At 68.4% G+C, this 14,458-nt stretch carries 13 protein-coding genes and 1 pseudogene; 5 read left to right on the forward strand and 9 right to left on the reverse strand.

Annotated elements, in window-relative coordinates; genetic code table 11:
* Positions 1-78: 78 nt before the first annotated feature.
* Both ACFU8Q_RS29870 and ACFU8Q_RS29875 read left to right on the forward strand, forming a co-directional pair.
* Positions 79-567, forward strand: a pseudogene (locus tag ACFU8Q_RS29870) (IS6 family transposase); the annotation flags it as partial.
* Between the two features lie 64 nt (positions 568-631).
* Entirely contained in the window at positions 632-814 is a 183-nt protein-coding gene (locus ACFU8Q_RS29875) for a response regulator transcription factor (protein ID WP_384459517.1), read from the forward strand.
* Between the two features lie 47 nt (positions 815-861).
* Here the strand turns inward: ACFU8Q_RS29875 and ACFU8Q_RS29880 are convergent, their stop codons facing one another.
* Both ACFU8Q_RS29880 and ACFU8Q_RS29885 read right to left on the reverse strand, forming a co-directional pair.
* Positions 862-1,017, reverse strand: a complete 156-nt coding sequence (locus ACFU8Q_RS29880) for a hypothetical protein (RefSeq protein ID WP_384459520.1) — start codon at positions 1,015-1,017, stop codon at positions 862-864.
* Between the two features lie 236 nt (positions 1,018-1,253).
* Entirely contained in the window at positions 1,254-1,472 is a 219-nt protein-coding gene (locus ACFU8Q_RS29885; protein WP_384459523.1) for a hypothetical protein, read from the reverse strand.
* A 322-nt stretch (positions 1,473-1,794) separates the two neighbouring features.
* Between ACFU8Q_RS29885 and ACFU8Q_RS29890 the strand changes: the two genes are divergently transcribed.
* The 3 genes from ACFU8Q_RS29890 to ACFU8Q_RS29900 all read left to right on the forward strand — a co-directional run bounded on the left by ACFU8Q_RS29890 (position 1,795) and on the right by ACFU8Q_RS29900 (position 6,889).
* Positions 1,795-3,609 (forward strand): ABC transporter ATP-binding protein, encoded by a 1,815-nt coding sequence (locus tag ACFU8Q_RS29890; RefSeq protein WP_384459526.1) that lies wholly within the window; start codon positions 1,795-1,797, stop codon positions 3,607-3,609.
* A gap of 773 nt (positions 3,610-4,382) precedes the next feature.
* Positions 4,383-5,849 (forward strand): phenylacetate--CoA ligase family protein, encoded by a 1,467-nt coding sequence (locus tag ACFU8Q_RS29895; RefSeq protein WP_384459529.1) that lies wholly within the window; start codon positions 4,383-4,385, stop codon positions 5,847-5,849.
* Positions 5,846-6,889 (forward strand): hypothetical protein, encoded by a 1,044-nt coding sequence (locus ACFU8Q_RS29900; protein ID WP_384459532.1) that lies wholly within the window; start codon positions 5,846-5,848, stop codon positions 6,887-6,889. The genes ACFU8Q_RS29895 and ACFU8Q_RS29900 overlap by 4 nt, the downstream gene beginning before the upstream one ends.
* Positions 6,890-7,273: 384 nt before the next feature.
* Here the strand turns inward: ACFU8Q_RS29900 and ACFU8Q_RS29905 are convergent, their stop codons facing one another.
* From ACFU8Q_RS29905 to ACFU8Q_RS29935, 7 genes are all read right to left on the reverse strand, one after another.
* Positions 7,274-8,038 carry an ABC transporter ATP-binding protein gene (locus ACFU8Q_RS29905; protein ID WP_384459535.1) on the reverse strand — a complete coding sequence of 255 codons (765 nt, stop codon included), beginning with the start codon at positions 8,036-8,038 and terminating at the stop codon, positions 7,274-7,276.
* On the reverse strand, positions 8,035-8,835 hold the full coding sequence (locus ACFU8Q_RS29910; RefSeq protein ID WP_384459538.1) for an ATP-binding cassette domain-containing protein: 801 nt from the start codon (positions 8,833-8,835) through the stop codon (positions 8,035-8,037). The genes ACFU8Q_RS29905 and ACFU8Q_RS29910 overlap by 4 nt, the downstream gene beginning before the upstream one ends.
* On the reverse strand, positions 8,832-9,659 hold the full coding sequence (locus ACFU8Q_RS29915) for an ABC transporter permease (RefSeq protein WP_384459541.1): 828 nt from the start codon (positions 9,657-9,659) through the stop codon (positions 8,832-8,834). Before ACFU8Q_RS29915 ends, ACFU8Q_RS29910 begins: the two co-directional genes overlap by 4 nt.
* Positions 9,656-10,621 (reverse strand): ABC transporter permease, encoded by a 966-nt coding sequence (locus tag ACFU8Q_RS29920; protein WP_384459544.1) that lies wholly within the window; start codon positions 10,619-10,621, stop codon positions 9,656-9,658. Before ACFU8Q_RS29920 ends, ACFU8Q_RS29915 begins: the two co-directional genes overlap by 4 nt.
* Positions 10,621-12,138, reverse strand: coding sequence for an ABC transporter substrate-binding protein (locus ACFU8Q_RS29925; protein WP_384459547.1), 1,518 nt, complete (start codon positions 12,136-12,138; stop codon positions 10,621-10,623). The genes ACFU8Q_RS29920 and ACFU8Q_RS29925 overlap by 1 nt, the downstream gene beginning before the upstream one ends.
* 46 nt (positions 12,139-12,184) lie before the next feature.
* Positions 12,185-12,928, reverse strand: a complete 744-nt coding sequence (locus ACFU8Q_RS29930; protein ID WP_384459550.1) for a DUF1684 domain-containing protein — start codon at positions 12,926-12,928, stop codon at positions 12,185-12,187.
* 194 nt (positions 12,929-13,122) lie between these two features.
* Positions 13,123-14,244: an IS630 family transposase gene (locus ACFU8Q_RS29935; protein WP_384459553.1), complete on the reverse strand. Its 1,122-nt coding sequence runs from the start codon at positions 14,242-14,244 to the stop codon at positions 13,123-13,125.
* Between the last annotated feature and the right edge of the window lie 214 nt (positions 14,245-14,458).

Genomic DNA, 14,458 nt, shown 5'->3' on the forward strand with positions numbered 1-14,458 from the left:
GGGCTCTGATCCGTGACCGACGGTGCTACCGGATCACACCCCCTGTCACCGAACCGGCTTGACAACAGCATTGGGAAGCACCTGGACGAGGTCTTCGTGAAGATCAACGGTGAGCTGAAGTACCTGTGGCGGGCCGTCGACGCCGATGGCAACGTGCTCGACATTTTGGTCCAGGGCAGAAGGGACAAGGCCGCGGCCAGGCGGTTCTTCCACAAACTGCTCAAGAAGACCTGCTCGGTGCCGAGGATGATCGTCACCGACAAGCTCCGCTCCTACGGCGCGGCCCACCGCGAGGTCATGCCCTCCGTAGAACACCGCGCCCACAAGGGCCTGAACAACCGGGCGGAGAACTCCCACCAGCCTACCCGGCAGCGCGAACGCGCGATGAAGGGCTTCCGCTCCGTCGGCGGAGCCCAGCGGTTCCTGGCCGCGTTCAGTGGTATCTCGCCCTACTTCCGACCACGCCGCCACCTGATGACCGCCACCGAATACCACACCGAGATGACCACCCGCTTCGCCATCTGGGACGAGATCACCGGCGCCACCGCCCTGCCCACCGCAGCGTAAGCGAGACCCCCACCCAACCCCTACACACCCTGACGCGCCCTCAATCGATCAACACCGCACCAACGTGACAACGCCCCGGCAGCTCCTCACCTATCTCAGCGGCGGCCTGACCGACGAGTCGATCGCCCGCGAGCTCGGCGTCAGTGAACGGACGGTGGCCCGCCGCATCACCCGTCTCCAGCAGATGCTCGGCGCACGGACCCGCTTCCAGCTCGGCGTCCAGGCGAGCCGTCGCGGCTGGCTCTGATGGGGGCCCCGCCCGCTCGAGCGAAGCCGAGAGCTTGGGGGAGGGCGTCACCCCTGTTCGCGCAGCTTGCGCCACTCGGGGGCAAGCACCGACCAGATTTGGGTGCCCTGCCGTTCGCCGCATGGGGGTAGCTCACGCAGGTTGGCGGCATTGATGCTGAGGATGCTGGTGGATGACACCGGCCACTCGATGTTCCCGCGCATGATGCCTTGCAGTCAGTCGGCGCCATCACCGGGGTCGCCGCGCCCCGTAACCGCCCCTTTTCGGACCGGCTGCCCTACGGGAAGGCGCATCGTGCGTGCCTGCGGCCGCCCCCCGGTCAGGGACGGCCGCCATGGACCCTGTCGGAGGCACGGCCGCAGGTCACGGAACGGATGCCTGGCCGTGTCCCGGCCGGCGCGCGGCCTGTCAGCCGTCGTGCGCCGGCTGGCCCGCGCACTCAGTTCGTCGCAACCGGCTTCACGATGACGGGGAGCTTCGCCTCGAACAGCTCGTCGAGCTTCATCGAGGGCAGGATGTGGCCCTGGTCGGCGGCGTCGTTGGCGACGCTCGCGCCCCACGCGGACGACGCGAGGCGCTGGTTGGGCGTGCCGTGGTGCCCCACGCTGCTGAAGCTGCAGTCGCCGACCTGGTAGAAGGACTTGGCGGAGTCCAGCACCCGCTTGGTGTTGAGGGCCTCGCCGCGCGAGTGCGTGAGGAAGTAGGTACCTCCCTCTATGCGGGGTTGCCGCCGGCTGAGAAAAACGCTTGGACTCCGCGGGCGCCGTCGCGGGACACTGAGGTTCCTGGCCTGGCCTCCTCGTACGCGCACGTATGCGTCGCCACGAGTTGCGCGGGGCTCTGCCGTCGTGCCCCGCATGCCGCAAGTCGGCCCGAGCGAGGGCGCTCAATCGAAACCGAGGCTCCGCGCGGCCAGCGAGGCAACGGCCTTTCCCCGCAGAAGCACATGGCGGGCTGTCGCACGACCACACAGGGTTGGTATGGGATCGCCTGAATCGCACAAAACGCCGGGCAGGGGCCCGGTGCTGCTCGCACTTCGTTACTACGGACGGGAGTTGGCCCGGCTTCGGTGGCTGACGGTGCCTGCGATGCTGTTGCCCGCGCTGGGCAACATCGGCATCAACTACGGCGCGCCGCTGGTCGTCGCGAAGCTCGTCGGCCGAATCGCCGACGACGCCGGTACCACCATCGGCTCGACGCTGCCGTACGTCCTCGGCTTCGCCGGCGTCCTACTCCTTGCGGAGACACTGTGGCGCGTCGGCCTGCACTTCCTGAACCGCCTCGATGCCTTCGGTATCGAGCACCTGTACGTGATCGGCATGGACGAGTTGTTCGCCAAGGACGCCGCGTTCTTCCACGACAACTTCGCCGGGTCGCTGACCAAACGAGTCCTGAGCTTCGCCTCCCGCTTCGAGGAGTTCGTCGACACGTTGACGTTCTCGGTCGTGGGCAGCTTCGTGCCGCTGGTGTTCGGGTCGGTGGTGCTGTGGCGCTACGAACCGCTGCTCGTTTTAGGGCTCTTGGCGATGATCGGGCTGACGGCGCTGTGTGTGGCGCCTCTCATCCGTCGCCGTCAGGCGCTCGTCGACCAGCGTGAGGAGGCGATCGCCCAGGTGTCGGGCCACGTCTCCGACAGCCTGATGAACATGGACACGGTTCGGGCGTTCGCCGCCGAGGAACGCGAGGCCGCCGAGCACCGGTCCCGCGTCGCGAAGTCGCGGCGGCTCTCGTTGCGTTCGTGGGACTACGGCAACCTGCGCATCGACACGCTGGTCGCGCCGATGTCCGTGCTGACCAACGCCATGGGCCTGCTGCTCGCGGTTACTCTCGGCGGGGGTGGGCACGGCGTGGAGACGGTCGTTCTCGCCTTCACGTACTACACCAACGCGACGCGGATCATGTTCGAGTTCAACCAGATCTACCGCCGCCTGGAGAGCTCGATGACGGAGGCCGCGCAGTTCACAGAACTGCTGCTGACGCCACCGACCGTGCTCGACCCGGCGTCGCCGGAGCCGCTGCTGTCCCAGGACGCCGATGTCCGCTTCGAGCAGGTGAACTTCACCCACGCGGGTGCGGAGCCGCTCTTCGAGCGCCTCGACCTGGCCGTGCCCAGCGGGGCGAAATTCGGCCTCGTCGGCCGGTCCGGCGGTGGCAAGACCACGCTCAGCCGCCTGCTGCTGCGGATGACGGACATCGACGGGGGCCGGATCCTGATCGGAGGTCAGGACATCAGCAGGCTGCGCCAGGCCGACGTGCGCAACCTGATCGCCTATGTGCCCCAGGATCCGGCGATGTTCCACCGCACGCTGCGGGACAACATCGCGTTCGCCCGGCCGGATGCCACCGATGCCGAGATCCGCCGTGCTGCCGAGGCGGCGCACGTCACGGAGTTCGCCGACGCGCTGCGGGACGGCTTCGGCACCATGGTGGGCGAGCGTGGTGTCAAGCTGTCGGGCGGACAGCGTCAGCGGGTCGCGCTCGCTCGGGCGATCCTGCGCGACGCGCCGATCCTGCTGCTCGACGAGGCGACCAGTGCCCTGGACTCCGAGAGCGAGATCCTCGTCCAGGAGGCGCTCTGGCGGCTCATGGAGGGGCGGACGGCGCTCGTGGTGGCGCACCGGCTGAGCACGGTCGCCACCATGGACCGGCTCGTGGTCCTGGACCGCGGTCGGATCGTCGAGCAGGGCACGCACCAGGAGCTGCTCGCCTCGGACGGCGCCTACGCGAAGCTGTGGCAGCACCAGTCGGGCGGCTTCCTCGACGACACCCCCGCGCCACAGGTCGACCTGCAGTGAACGCGAGCCCGGTACGTGTGGCCCAGTGCTTGCCGACGCGGCATGGCCGGCGAACGCGGTGGAGGACGACCTGTTGGGCGCCGAGACCGGACCCGGCCCACATGCCTCGGCGACCGCCTCCCCCGTGCCCGACCGCGTTCGGCAGCACGAACGCCTGTCCCGTGGCCGGGTCCCGGAATGGAACCGTGACTGCAACCCGGGCCGCCAGGAGTCAATGTGGGGCCGGCGGCTCCACTCGCACGATCCGCGCCGTGGCTCATACCGCCCGGTGGGCCCGGTCACCCCGGCGAGCGAACGCCGGTAGCCCAGCAGCGCCAGTCCCGGCGGTACCGTCCACCACAGCCCCCATACCCCATGACCGGTCATCCGCGCCGCCTTTCGGCCCCGGTGAAGACGGCCCCGCCGGCCCGGTGCTTGCGCGCCCGGTATCCGGATCGCGGACGCGTCGTTCAACCCGGGCGCCGAACTGTGGGGAGGGAGACCGCGTGACGGTCTGCGGACCGGCAGTCAAGCGGTTCGCACATGCCATTGAGGCTTCAACTCTCTTGCTCTAGTCTCTCGTTCACCGAACGGCCGTCCTCGGCCGGGAGTGCGCCACCAGGAGCCCAGCTGCCTCGTCGGCGGCCCGGAAAAGGGAGATCCAAAATGGTCAAGCACTACATCAAGTACGCCTTCAGCACGCTCACCGCGGCGATGTTCGCCAGCATGGTCTGACGATCGGCCCCGGCCTGGACCGGGAATTCCGTCCCCGGTCCAGGCATCTGGAGGCCATCGTGTTCGGCACCGCCCTCAGCCAACTCCGGTACGGCCTCGCGATCCTGCGTAATCGGCGGTTCCGACCACAGGACCTCGAACGCATCGCCCGCGATCTGGTCACGACCCTGGCCGAGTTCGGCGAGCCCGGAGCGGACTCCGCGCTGCTGCCGGGGCAGGCCGGGGCCATCGACCCCGCCGTACGGCGAACCGTCACCGAGCGCAGCCTGCGGGCCACCGCACGGGCCGCCGCACGGCACACGCCCTACTACCGCCGGGCTTTCGACAGCCTGGGCCTCGACCCGGTCACACTCACCCCGGAGACCTGGGACCAGGTCCCGGTAACGTCCAAGTCGGCCCTGCGTGGCCTGCCGGCCGCCTTCGTCTCCGCCGCGTCCGTCCCCGCGCTCATGGCGCTCACCACGGGGACCAGTGGCACTCCCACCACCGTTTGGTACTCGCGGGCGGAGGTGGAGACGGCAGTCGCCATGAGCACCGTCTCGGCCGTGCTCGGCATGGGTCTGCGGCCCCGGCACACCATGGCGTACGCGGGCTGCTCCCGGGCGACGTTGCCGCTGCTCAACGTGGAGGAGTCGGTGACCCGGATCGGTGCCTCATTCGTCCAGATCGGCACCGTGGACCCGGCGGTGGCGCTGGACCGGCTCGCCGCTCCGCTCGGACTGCGGGGCAAGGCCCCGCAGATCACCCACCTGACGATCTCTGCGTCCTACCTGTCCGCCCTGGTCGAGGAGGTGGAGCGGGGTGGCTGGCGGCCTTCGGACTTCGGCCTTGAGTTCATCGGTGTCGGCGGGGAAGTGCTCTCCGAACCTCTGAGGGAGCGGGCTGCGGCCGCCATGGGGGCTCGGATCTCCACCACTTACATGATGACCGAGACACTGCCCTCCGGCGGCACGTCGTGCACCGAGGGACATCTGCACCACACCACCGAGTTCGGGCACCTGGAAGTACTCGACCCCGTCACGCATGAGCCGACGCCGCCGGGTGGCGTCGGCACCATCGTCCAAACACCTTACGTTCCCTACCGGGACTGCACCCTGCTGCTGCGGTATGCCACCGGTGACCTGGTCCGACGGCCCGAGGTCGAGCCGGAGTGCGAACTGTCGCACCTGCCCGCGACTTCGCCCGTCCTCGGCCGCTGGTCGGGGCCGCTGAGCCGCTCGGTGCCCACCCGTTCGGTGCTGGACCTGCTTGAGGCGGAGCCGGACATCCCTCTGCCGGCCCGCTACGTCCTGGAGGAAGGCGATCAGGGTCCGTTGCTCCATGTCCTGGTCCGCCGACTGCCCGGCGCCGCCCTGCTCGGCAGGCTGGAGGACCGGGCCACCGCGGCCGGCCTGGCGCTGGCAGCGATCGTGCTCCACGACGATCCAGCCGGGCTTCCACCGACCGGGCCGGTCCGCGCCGACCTGCTGGAGCACACCTTCGAATCGGCCCGCCCTGGCGCTGTGCGCGTCGCGAGCCCGGCGTGAGCGCCGCCGCCCTGGTGGGCCTCAACTGCTGCGTCGTGGCGGTGACAGTGGCGGGCGCCGCGTACTTCGGCCGGGTGCGGATGCCCCGCCCGCCGGTCGGCAGGTACGAACTGCCGGACGTCGCTGTGATGTACGCCGTGGTGGTGGTTGCTCCGCTGCTCTATCTGGTGCTGCCCCGAGCCGCGGTGGCGACCGTATTCGGTCTGGTCCTCTGCGCGGCACTGCAGTTCACCCTCTCTCCGTTGACCGGCGGGGGCCGGGCCTGGGCGGTCGCGTCAGCCTCGGTCGTGACCACCGCAGGACTCGCGTTCGCGGGCCGGCCGCTCGCCGTGATGGTACTCACCGACGTACTCCTCGCGGTGGCCGTGGTGGGGGTGGTCAACATGTGGGTGCAGAGCGGTATGCGGTCCGCCCACGCGGCGTGGTTCGCGGGCGCGCTCGCCTGCTACGACCTGGTGGCCACCGGCCTCACCTCGGTCATGGACCGGTTCGCCGACCAGGTCATGGGGCTGCCGTTCGCCCCGCTGCTCGCGGTGACACGGGGAGATCCCCCAGTGGCCCTGGGACTGGGGGACCTGCTGCTCCTGGTGCTCTACCCGCTTACGGCCATCAAGGCGTTCGGGCGGGTCGCCGGACTGGTCGCGGCCGGGGTCGGGCTGGTGGTGTCCGGAGCCGTCAGTCTGCTGTTCGGACTGGGAGTGCTGACCGGGGCATTCCCGCTGCTGACGGCGCTGGGGCCGTTGATCGTGCTGCAACACCTGTTCTGGGCGCGGGCCAAGGGCGGCGAGCGGACCGTCTCCGAGTGGCGGGCCGGCATACCGCGCCCGGCGTCGGCCGCCGTGTCCACGGAACCCGACCCCGTACTCCTCCAGGCACTCGAACCGGTCGGAGTGGAGGAGTTGTGTACACAGCCGTCCGAGGGAGACTGGCTGGCCGTCATCGATGGTCGGGTGGTGGGCTCCGGGACATCGCCGGGCCAGGCCCGCAAGGACGCCGGTCTCCGCGGCTGCGCCTCCGTGCCCGTGGTGCGCCAGGTCTGAAGCGGGCCCGCACATTGGGGTACACCGCGTGAGCACCTCCGGCGGGACTCGTACACGGGACGGGCGGCCCCCGGTGACGTGGCGGAACGGAGCCCGCCCGGCCGGGACGGTCTCCCGCTCCCGGAACCGGGGCAACGCCGCCGGGCTGGAGGGCACCCGGTCCGTGTCACAGGGGCAGCGCCCCGCTGTACGCAGCGGGTCGCGGGCGCCGCCGCGAGCCGTTGGTACGCCCGGCCAGGGAGTCCGCGGAACGGATCGGGCCCACCGAGACCGTCGGCTGCCAGCTCGACGACCGGCTGCAGTTCGGCACAAGTCTTCTTCCGGACGCTCCGGCTCGACGTCGGACGGCCCGAGATCGAGCCGCCGAAGATGCGGACCCACCGGTCAAGCTGGCAGCCGCGGCACGCTTTCGACGAGGCGACGCGTGTACGGGTGCGCGGGAGCGCCCAGCACCTGTGCGGTCCTGCCCTGTTCGACAATGTGACCGCTCTCCAGAACGGCGGTGCGTTCGCACAACGAGGCGACCACCGACAAGTCGTGGGAGACCATGACGAGAGTCAGGCCCTGCTCCTGCTTCAACTCGTTGAGCAGGTCGACGACCTTGACACGAGTGGTGACATCGAGTGCGCTGACGGGCTCGTCGGCGAGCAGCACTCGCGGGTCGCACACGGTCGCGCGGGCTATCGCGATGCGCTGGCGCTGGCCGCCGGAGAACTCGTGCGGATAGCGCTCAGCGGCGTCGGCCGGGAGTCCGACCCTCTCCAGGGCGTCGGCCACCTTGGGCCCGGCCGTGCTCCTGCTGTCGATGCCGAGGGAGCGCAGTGGCTCGGAGACGATGCTGCCGACGCGCTGACGCGGGTCCAGCGACGAGTACGGGTCCTGGAAGACACACTGCACACTGCGCCTGAAACGGCGCATCTGCTCCCTGTCGCGCGGTTTCAGCTCCTCGCCGTCGAACCGGACGGCACCGGAGGTCGCTCGCGTGAGCCCGAGCAGCAGCCGCAGCAGAGTCGTCTTGCCCGCGCCCGATTCGCCGACCAGAGCGAGGCTCTGCCCGGTCTCGACGGCGAGGGAGATGTCCTCGACGACGGGTGCGGTGTGTCCTCGGTAGCTGAAGGAGACTCCGTTCAGCTCCAGTACCGGCGTCATCGCGCGCTCCTCAGGTCCAGAGCTGATTCCAGCTGCCGCGCGCTTCCCACCAGCGCCTTGGTGTACTCCTCGCGCGGGGTGCGTACGATCTCGCGGACGTCGCCCTCCTCGACGACGCGACCGTCCTTCATGACCAGGACGCGATCGGTGACCTTCGAGACGACCGCGAGGTCGTGGCTGACGAAGAGGACGGCCATGTCCCGTTCCCGTACGAGGGTGTCGAGCAGGTCGAGCACGTCGGACTGCACGGTGACGTCGAGAGCGGTGGTCGGCTCGTCCGCGATGAGCAGCTTCGGATCGCAGGCCAGTGCCATGGCGAGTGCGACGCGTTGTCGCTGTCCGCCGGAGATTTCGTGCGGGAAGGCGCGGGCGATGCGATCGGGCTCGGGCAGCCGCACTTGCTCCAGCGCCTTTGTGACAGCCCGCTTCAGCTCGGCACCCTTCAGCCTTCGTCTTCTGGTCAGCGGTTCGGCGATCTGCCTGCCGACGCGCATCAGCGGATCGAGTGCGGTGAGTGGCTCCTGGAAGACGATGGCGGCGTCCCGGCCCCGTACACCCGTGAGCTGTTTCTCGCTCGCGCCCACGATCTGGGTGCCGACGAGCTCGGCGCTGCCGGTGGCCGTCATGCCGTCGGGCAGCAGGCCGAGCACGGCGAGCGTGGTCAGCGATTTCCCGGAGCCCGACTCACCGATGAGGCCCAGGCGTTCACCGGGGGCCATGGTCAGCGAGAGGCCGTCGACCAGGATGCGCCCGTCAGCCGCACGGATCGTGAGGTCGCGTACGTCGAGGATGTTCATGCGCGCCTCCGCCGGGTCGCAGGGTCGAGGGTGTCGCGCAGTCCGTCGGCGATGAGGTTCACGCCGATGACGAGCACGACGAGAAGGATGCCGGGGGCCAGCGCGCCTGCCGGTGCCGTGGTGAAGGTGGCCTGCGCCTCCTGGAGCAGGCGGCCCCACGAGGCGTTGGGCGGTGGTGCTCCCAGACCCAGGTACGACAGGCCGGCCTCGGCCAGCACCGCGAGCCCGAACTGAAGGGCCAGGTTCACCACGAGCGTCGGCCAGATGTTGGGCAGTACGTGCCCGGCCACGATCCGCGCCCACGACGTGCCCGAGGTGCGCGCGGCCGTGATGTAGTCCTGGGCCAGGACCCGTTTGACCAGGATCCGCACCAGCCGCGCCACGACCGCGCTCTGAGCGAGGCCGATCGCCAGCACGGCGGACCCCAGTGTGGCCGAGCGGGCGGCGACGATGAGCATCGCCAGCAGCAGCGTCGGGAAGGCGATCAGGATATCGAGGAACGCGGAGAGCGTATCGTCGAACCACCCCTGCGCGAACGCCGCAAGCACGCCCAACGCGCCACCGAGGGCGGCCGCGATGAGGACCGATCCCAGGCCCGCTTCGAAGGCGATACGGGAGCCGGTCATCAGCTGGGTGAACAGGTCGCGGCCGAGCTTGTCGGTGCCGAGCAGATGGCTCGCACCGGGGCCCGTGAGCCGTCCGCCGGACGTGTCGTCGGCGGCGTACGGCAGCCAGAAGAGCGAGACCAGCGCGAGCACGGCGATCAGACCGGCCAGGACGCATCCGATGGTCAACGTGTAAGAGCGCTTCGCCGACTGCTTCATCGAACACCTCCCGAGAGCCTGCCGCGCAGCCGCGGATCGATGATCCGCTGTGCGAAGTCGGCCGCGAAGCCGATGATCAGCACCGCGAGCGTGGAGACGAACAGCACGCCCTGGATCACCGGATAGTCGTGCTGCGCGATGCCGGTCGCGAGCAGCGAGCCGAGGCCCGGCAGCGCATACACGGACTCCACGACGACCGCGCCCAGCAGCGTGGACGCCAGCTCGATGCCGAGGATCGAGATCACCGGTACGGAGGCGTTGCGCAGCCCGTGCCGCCACATGGCCCGTCCGAACGACGAACCCATGGCTCGTGCGGTACGCAGATAGTCGCTGCCCAGCACGTCGAGTGCGGCCGACCTGACGTAGCGGATCAGCGAGGCGCTCATCACGAGGGCGATGGTGATGACGGGCAGGGCGAGTGAGCGGATTGCCTCCGCCGGCTGTGACCAACCGTCCTGCGGGAAGCCTCCTGCGGGAAGCCATCCGGCGTTCAGGGCGAAGACGGCTATGAGGATCATGCCGAGCCAGAACACGGGGACGGCGATGCCCAGTTGGGACACTCCGTTGAGCAGGGCGCCGTACCAGGTCCGGCGTCGGTGTGCGGCCACGAAGCCGACCGGAACGGCGATGAGCACCGCCAGGGCGAACGCGGCCAGTGTGAGCGGAACGGTGACGTTCAGCCGGGAGCCGATCTCGGGCCCGACCGGCAGCGAGCTGACGAACGACGTCCCGAGATCACCGCTCGCCAACTGCCCGATCCAGTGGATGAACTGCTCGGGCAGCGGCTTGTCGGAGCCGATGGAGTGCCGTGCCGCAGCGATCTGCTCCGGGCTGGCGCCCACCGAGGTGAGCGCGTTCGCGGGGTCGCCCGGCAGCATCCGCAGCAGCACGAACAGGACCACGCTCGCGAGCGCCAGCGAAACCAACAGGAAGACGAGGCGGCGCAGGAGGTACCGGCCCATCAGCCCTTCTTGATGTCGTAGGCGAAGAACTGGGAGTTCAGACCGTTGACCGGGTAGCCCGAGAGTTTGCTGTTGGCCACGACGATCTGCGGGTACAGGTACAGCCAGTCGCTGGCCGCGTCCTCGGCGGTCTTGCGGTTGACCTTCTTCAGGAGTTCGGTCTGCTCGGCGGTGGTGGACGCCTGCTCGGCCTCCTCCACCCACCGGGTGACCTGCTTGTTGTCGTAGCCCCAGTAGAAGTCGGGGTTGCCGTACCAGACCAGGTCGCGGTCATTGACGTGTTCCTGGAGCGTGGCCGTGAAGTCGTGGTTCTTGTAGACCTTCGTGTACCACTCGTCCGGCGTGATCGTGTTGATCTTGACGGTGATGCCGACCTTGGCGAGCTGCGACTTGATGAAGGTCGCCGCGGTGGGGTGCGGGTCGTAGTTCGGGGTGTCGAGCGTGAAGGAGAAGCCCTTCGCGTATCCCGCCTCGGCGAGCAGCTTCTTGGCGCGCGCGGTGTCGTAGGCGTTGACCTTCGTGAGGTCCTCGTACCAAGGGTCGGTGGGCGGCACCATGGAGCCGATGGGCTTGCCGTAGCCGCCCCAGACGGACTTCAGCAGCTTCTTGTCGTCGATGGCCGCGGAGACTGCCTGGCGGACCTTGACGTCCGTGAACGGCTTGGCCTTGTCGTTGAAGGCGAGCAGCAGCTTGGTCGTCGAGTTGCCGTCGTTGACCTTGTAGTTCTGGTTGCTCTTGAACTGGTCGAGGGCGTCGGGCGACTGCTCGCTCGTGACGACATCCACCGCGTTGGTCAGGAGCGCGTTGTTCAGAGCGGTCGCGTCCTTGTAGTAGTGGAAGACGACCTGCTTGTTGGCGGCCGCGTCACCCCAGTAGTCGGCGAACCGGTCGAGGCTGAGTGCGGAACCGCGAGTCCACTTGTTGAGCTTGTACGGGCCGGTGCCGTCCTCGGTCGTCTTGAGGCCCTTCGCCTCGGAATTGATGATCCAGACGTAGGAGAGGTTGTAGACGAAGGAGATCGACTTCTTCGACAGCTGGATCTGCACCGTGCGCGTGTCGGGCGTCTCGACGGCCTTGATGACCTCGAGATTGCTCTTGCGTGCGGACTGCGAGTCCTTCGCGATCACCTTCTCCAGGCTGTACTTGACATCCTGGCTGGTGAGCTTCTTGCCGCTGTGGAACTTCACGCCGTCGTGCAGGGTGAAGGTGTACGTGAGCCCGTCGCCGCTGACCTTGTAGTCCTGGGCGAGCAGATTCTCGATCTTGCCGTCGTCGGTGAGCTTGAACAGCCCTTCGTACACATTGCCGTTGAGCGCCTCGGTGACGCCCTGACCGCCGCCCGCGGTGTTGTCGAGGTTCTGCGGCTCGTAGAGCGAACCGATGTTCACCGTGGCGTTCTTGTCGTGCGCCCCTCCGGCGGCGCCGCCCGCGGTGGAGCCCCCGCCGCAGGCCGTGAGGGTCAGGGCAAGGGCGGCGGCGGTGGCTCCGCCGTACAGGGAGGTCTTCTTGATGTTCATGAGGAGTACGCGCTTTCGTGCTGCGAGGCGGGGAGTGCGGGGTTGATCAGTGCTGCTGCGTGGGGAAGCCGTCGAGAAAGACGGGGCGCTTCTCTCCGGCCTCGACCGACAGGTGGAAACGGTTCTGCCGCGGCGGCATCGGACAGTTGTACTGGTCGGAGAATCCGCAGGGCGGCACGAAGGCACGGTTGAAGTCGAGGAGGACGCGGCCCTCGCCGGTGTGGGTGACGAAGAGGAAGCGCCCGGCACCGTAGGTGATGTCGCCGTTGGTGGGGTCACCGAAGACGAGCAGCAGCGTGCCGTCGTCGTCGAAGGCGCTCAGTGTGTAGTCCCGGCCGTCCAGGGTGAGCTCGATGTCTCCCGGCACGACGAGATCTCGGGTGCCGCCGTTGTCCCGGATGTGCTCGAATCCGACCCGCCTGGCACCTGGCACCGGGGTGTACGAGGCCTCCAGCACCCAGGCCGGGTCGTACGGGAAGACATCGGTGCGATCGAAGTTCTGGATCGCGGGGGACCGTGCGTCCCAGAAGCGGAGACCGTACTCGGGCCGGCCGGTGACGAAGTCGGTGCGCTCGACTGTGGTGACGGTCACGGAATCCGGCTGTCCGGCACGTGCCGCATCGAGGTCGGGGCGCTCACCGGCCGGGGCCCAGCGGGTCTCGACGAGGGCCAGATTCCCGGCGGCCGAGGTGACGGAGCGCCGCCGCTCGGCGCGCCATGCCTCCCAGTCCTCGGCGGGGTCGGTCGGCTGGTCAGGGACTGCGGCGGCGTGGGACACGGCATTACTCATTCACGTAGACGTTCGTCGGCAGCCACGCCACGAATGTCACGCTGCGTGAACTTCAACCCAAAGGATCCTCTTTATCCGCCATAAGGCGAGCTAATGTCAAATTGGACCGCATGGTGAGACCGGGGCGGGGCCGCTTCCGACAGCATCGCGAAGGGACTGGGGCGCAGCCTGTCCCGGGACACAGGATGGTTCTCCTAGTGTCCTGCGCCGGAGATCCGTTGGCAGAAACGCGCGAGGGAGTCGAGGATCTCCTCGGCCGTCTTGGTCCAGGTGAACGGTGTTGGGTTTTCGTTCCACTCCTTGACCCAGGCTCGGATGTCGGCCTCCAGGGAACGCACGCTTTTGTGGGAACCGCGGCGGATCTTCTGGTCGGCGAGGAAGCCGAACCACCTCTCCACCTGGTTGATCCAGGATGAACCGGTGGGGGTGAAGTGCAGGTGGAATCGGGGGTGTCTGGCCAGCCATGCTCTGATGGCGGGCGTCTTGTGGGTGCCGTAGTTATCGCAGATCAGGTGGACCTGGAGGTGCCCGGGAACCTCCTTCTCGATCTTGATGAGGAACTTCTTGAACTCCGCCGCCCGGTGCCGACGGTGCAGCGAGGTGATGACTTCGCCGGTCGCGACGTCGAAGGCCGCGAAGAGGGTGGTCAGTCCGTTCCGGATGTAGTCGTGGGTGCGTCGCTCGGGCATGCCCGGCATCATCGGCAGCACCGGCTGAGACCGGTCCAGTGCCTGGATCTGCGACTTCTCGTCCACCGACAGCACCACCGCCCCTTCGGGCGGATTGAAGTACAGCCCGACCACGTCGTAGACCTTCTCCACGAACAACGGGTCCGTCGACAGTTTGAAGGTGTCCGTCAGATGTGGCTTGAGATGGAACTTTCGCCAGATTCGGCCCACGGTCGACTTCGACAGCCCACTGCGTTCGGCCATCGACTTGCGCGACCAGTGGGTGGCATTCTTCGGCAGCTCCTCCAACGTGCTGACCACGACCGCCTCCACCTGATCGACGCTGATGGCGGGCGGCCGGCCCGGCCGGGGCTCGTCCACCAACCCGTCCAGCCGGGCGGCCAGAAACCGCCGACGCCACTTACGGACCGTATCCGCCGCTACCCGCAGATCCCGCGCCACCACAACAATCGGCGGAACGTCAGGACCTGCACACGCCAGCACGATCCGCGCCCGTAACGCCACGGCCTGCGCAGACGTCGCCCGCCGGGCCCAACGCTCCAACACCGCACGCTCGTCAACGGACAACAACAACGGTTCCAGCTTCGGACCACGACGCGGTGCTGGCACACCCGAAGAAGCACTCATGCATGAACTAACGACGAATCTCGGGCGCAGGACACTAGTACTCCAGCCGGACTTCTTCATTCGTGCTGGTCAACGGCTTGGGTGTGGGGAGTGTAGCGGGCTGGAATGGGGGTGGGGCGGTCTTGCCGGGCCGTCCCACGAACGTGTGGCCGCGCTGCTTGTAGTGGCAACGTTCCGGGCAGCCCGCTCGCATGAGCGATGCACCAACGGGCCT

Origin of the sequence: Streptomyces sp. NPDC057543, from assembly GCF_042801895.1 — a bacterium.
Classification (GTDB): Bacteria; Actinomycetota; Actinomycetes; order Streptomycetales; family Streptomycetaceae; genus Streptomyces.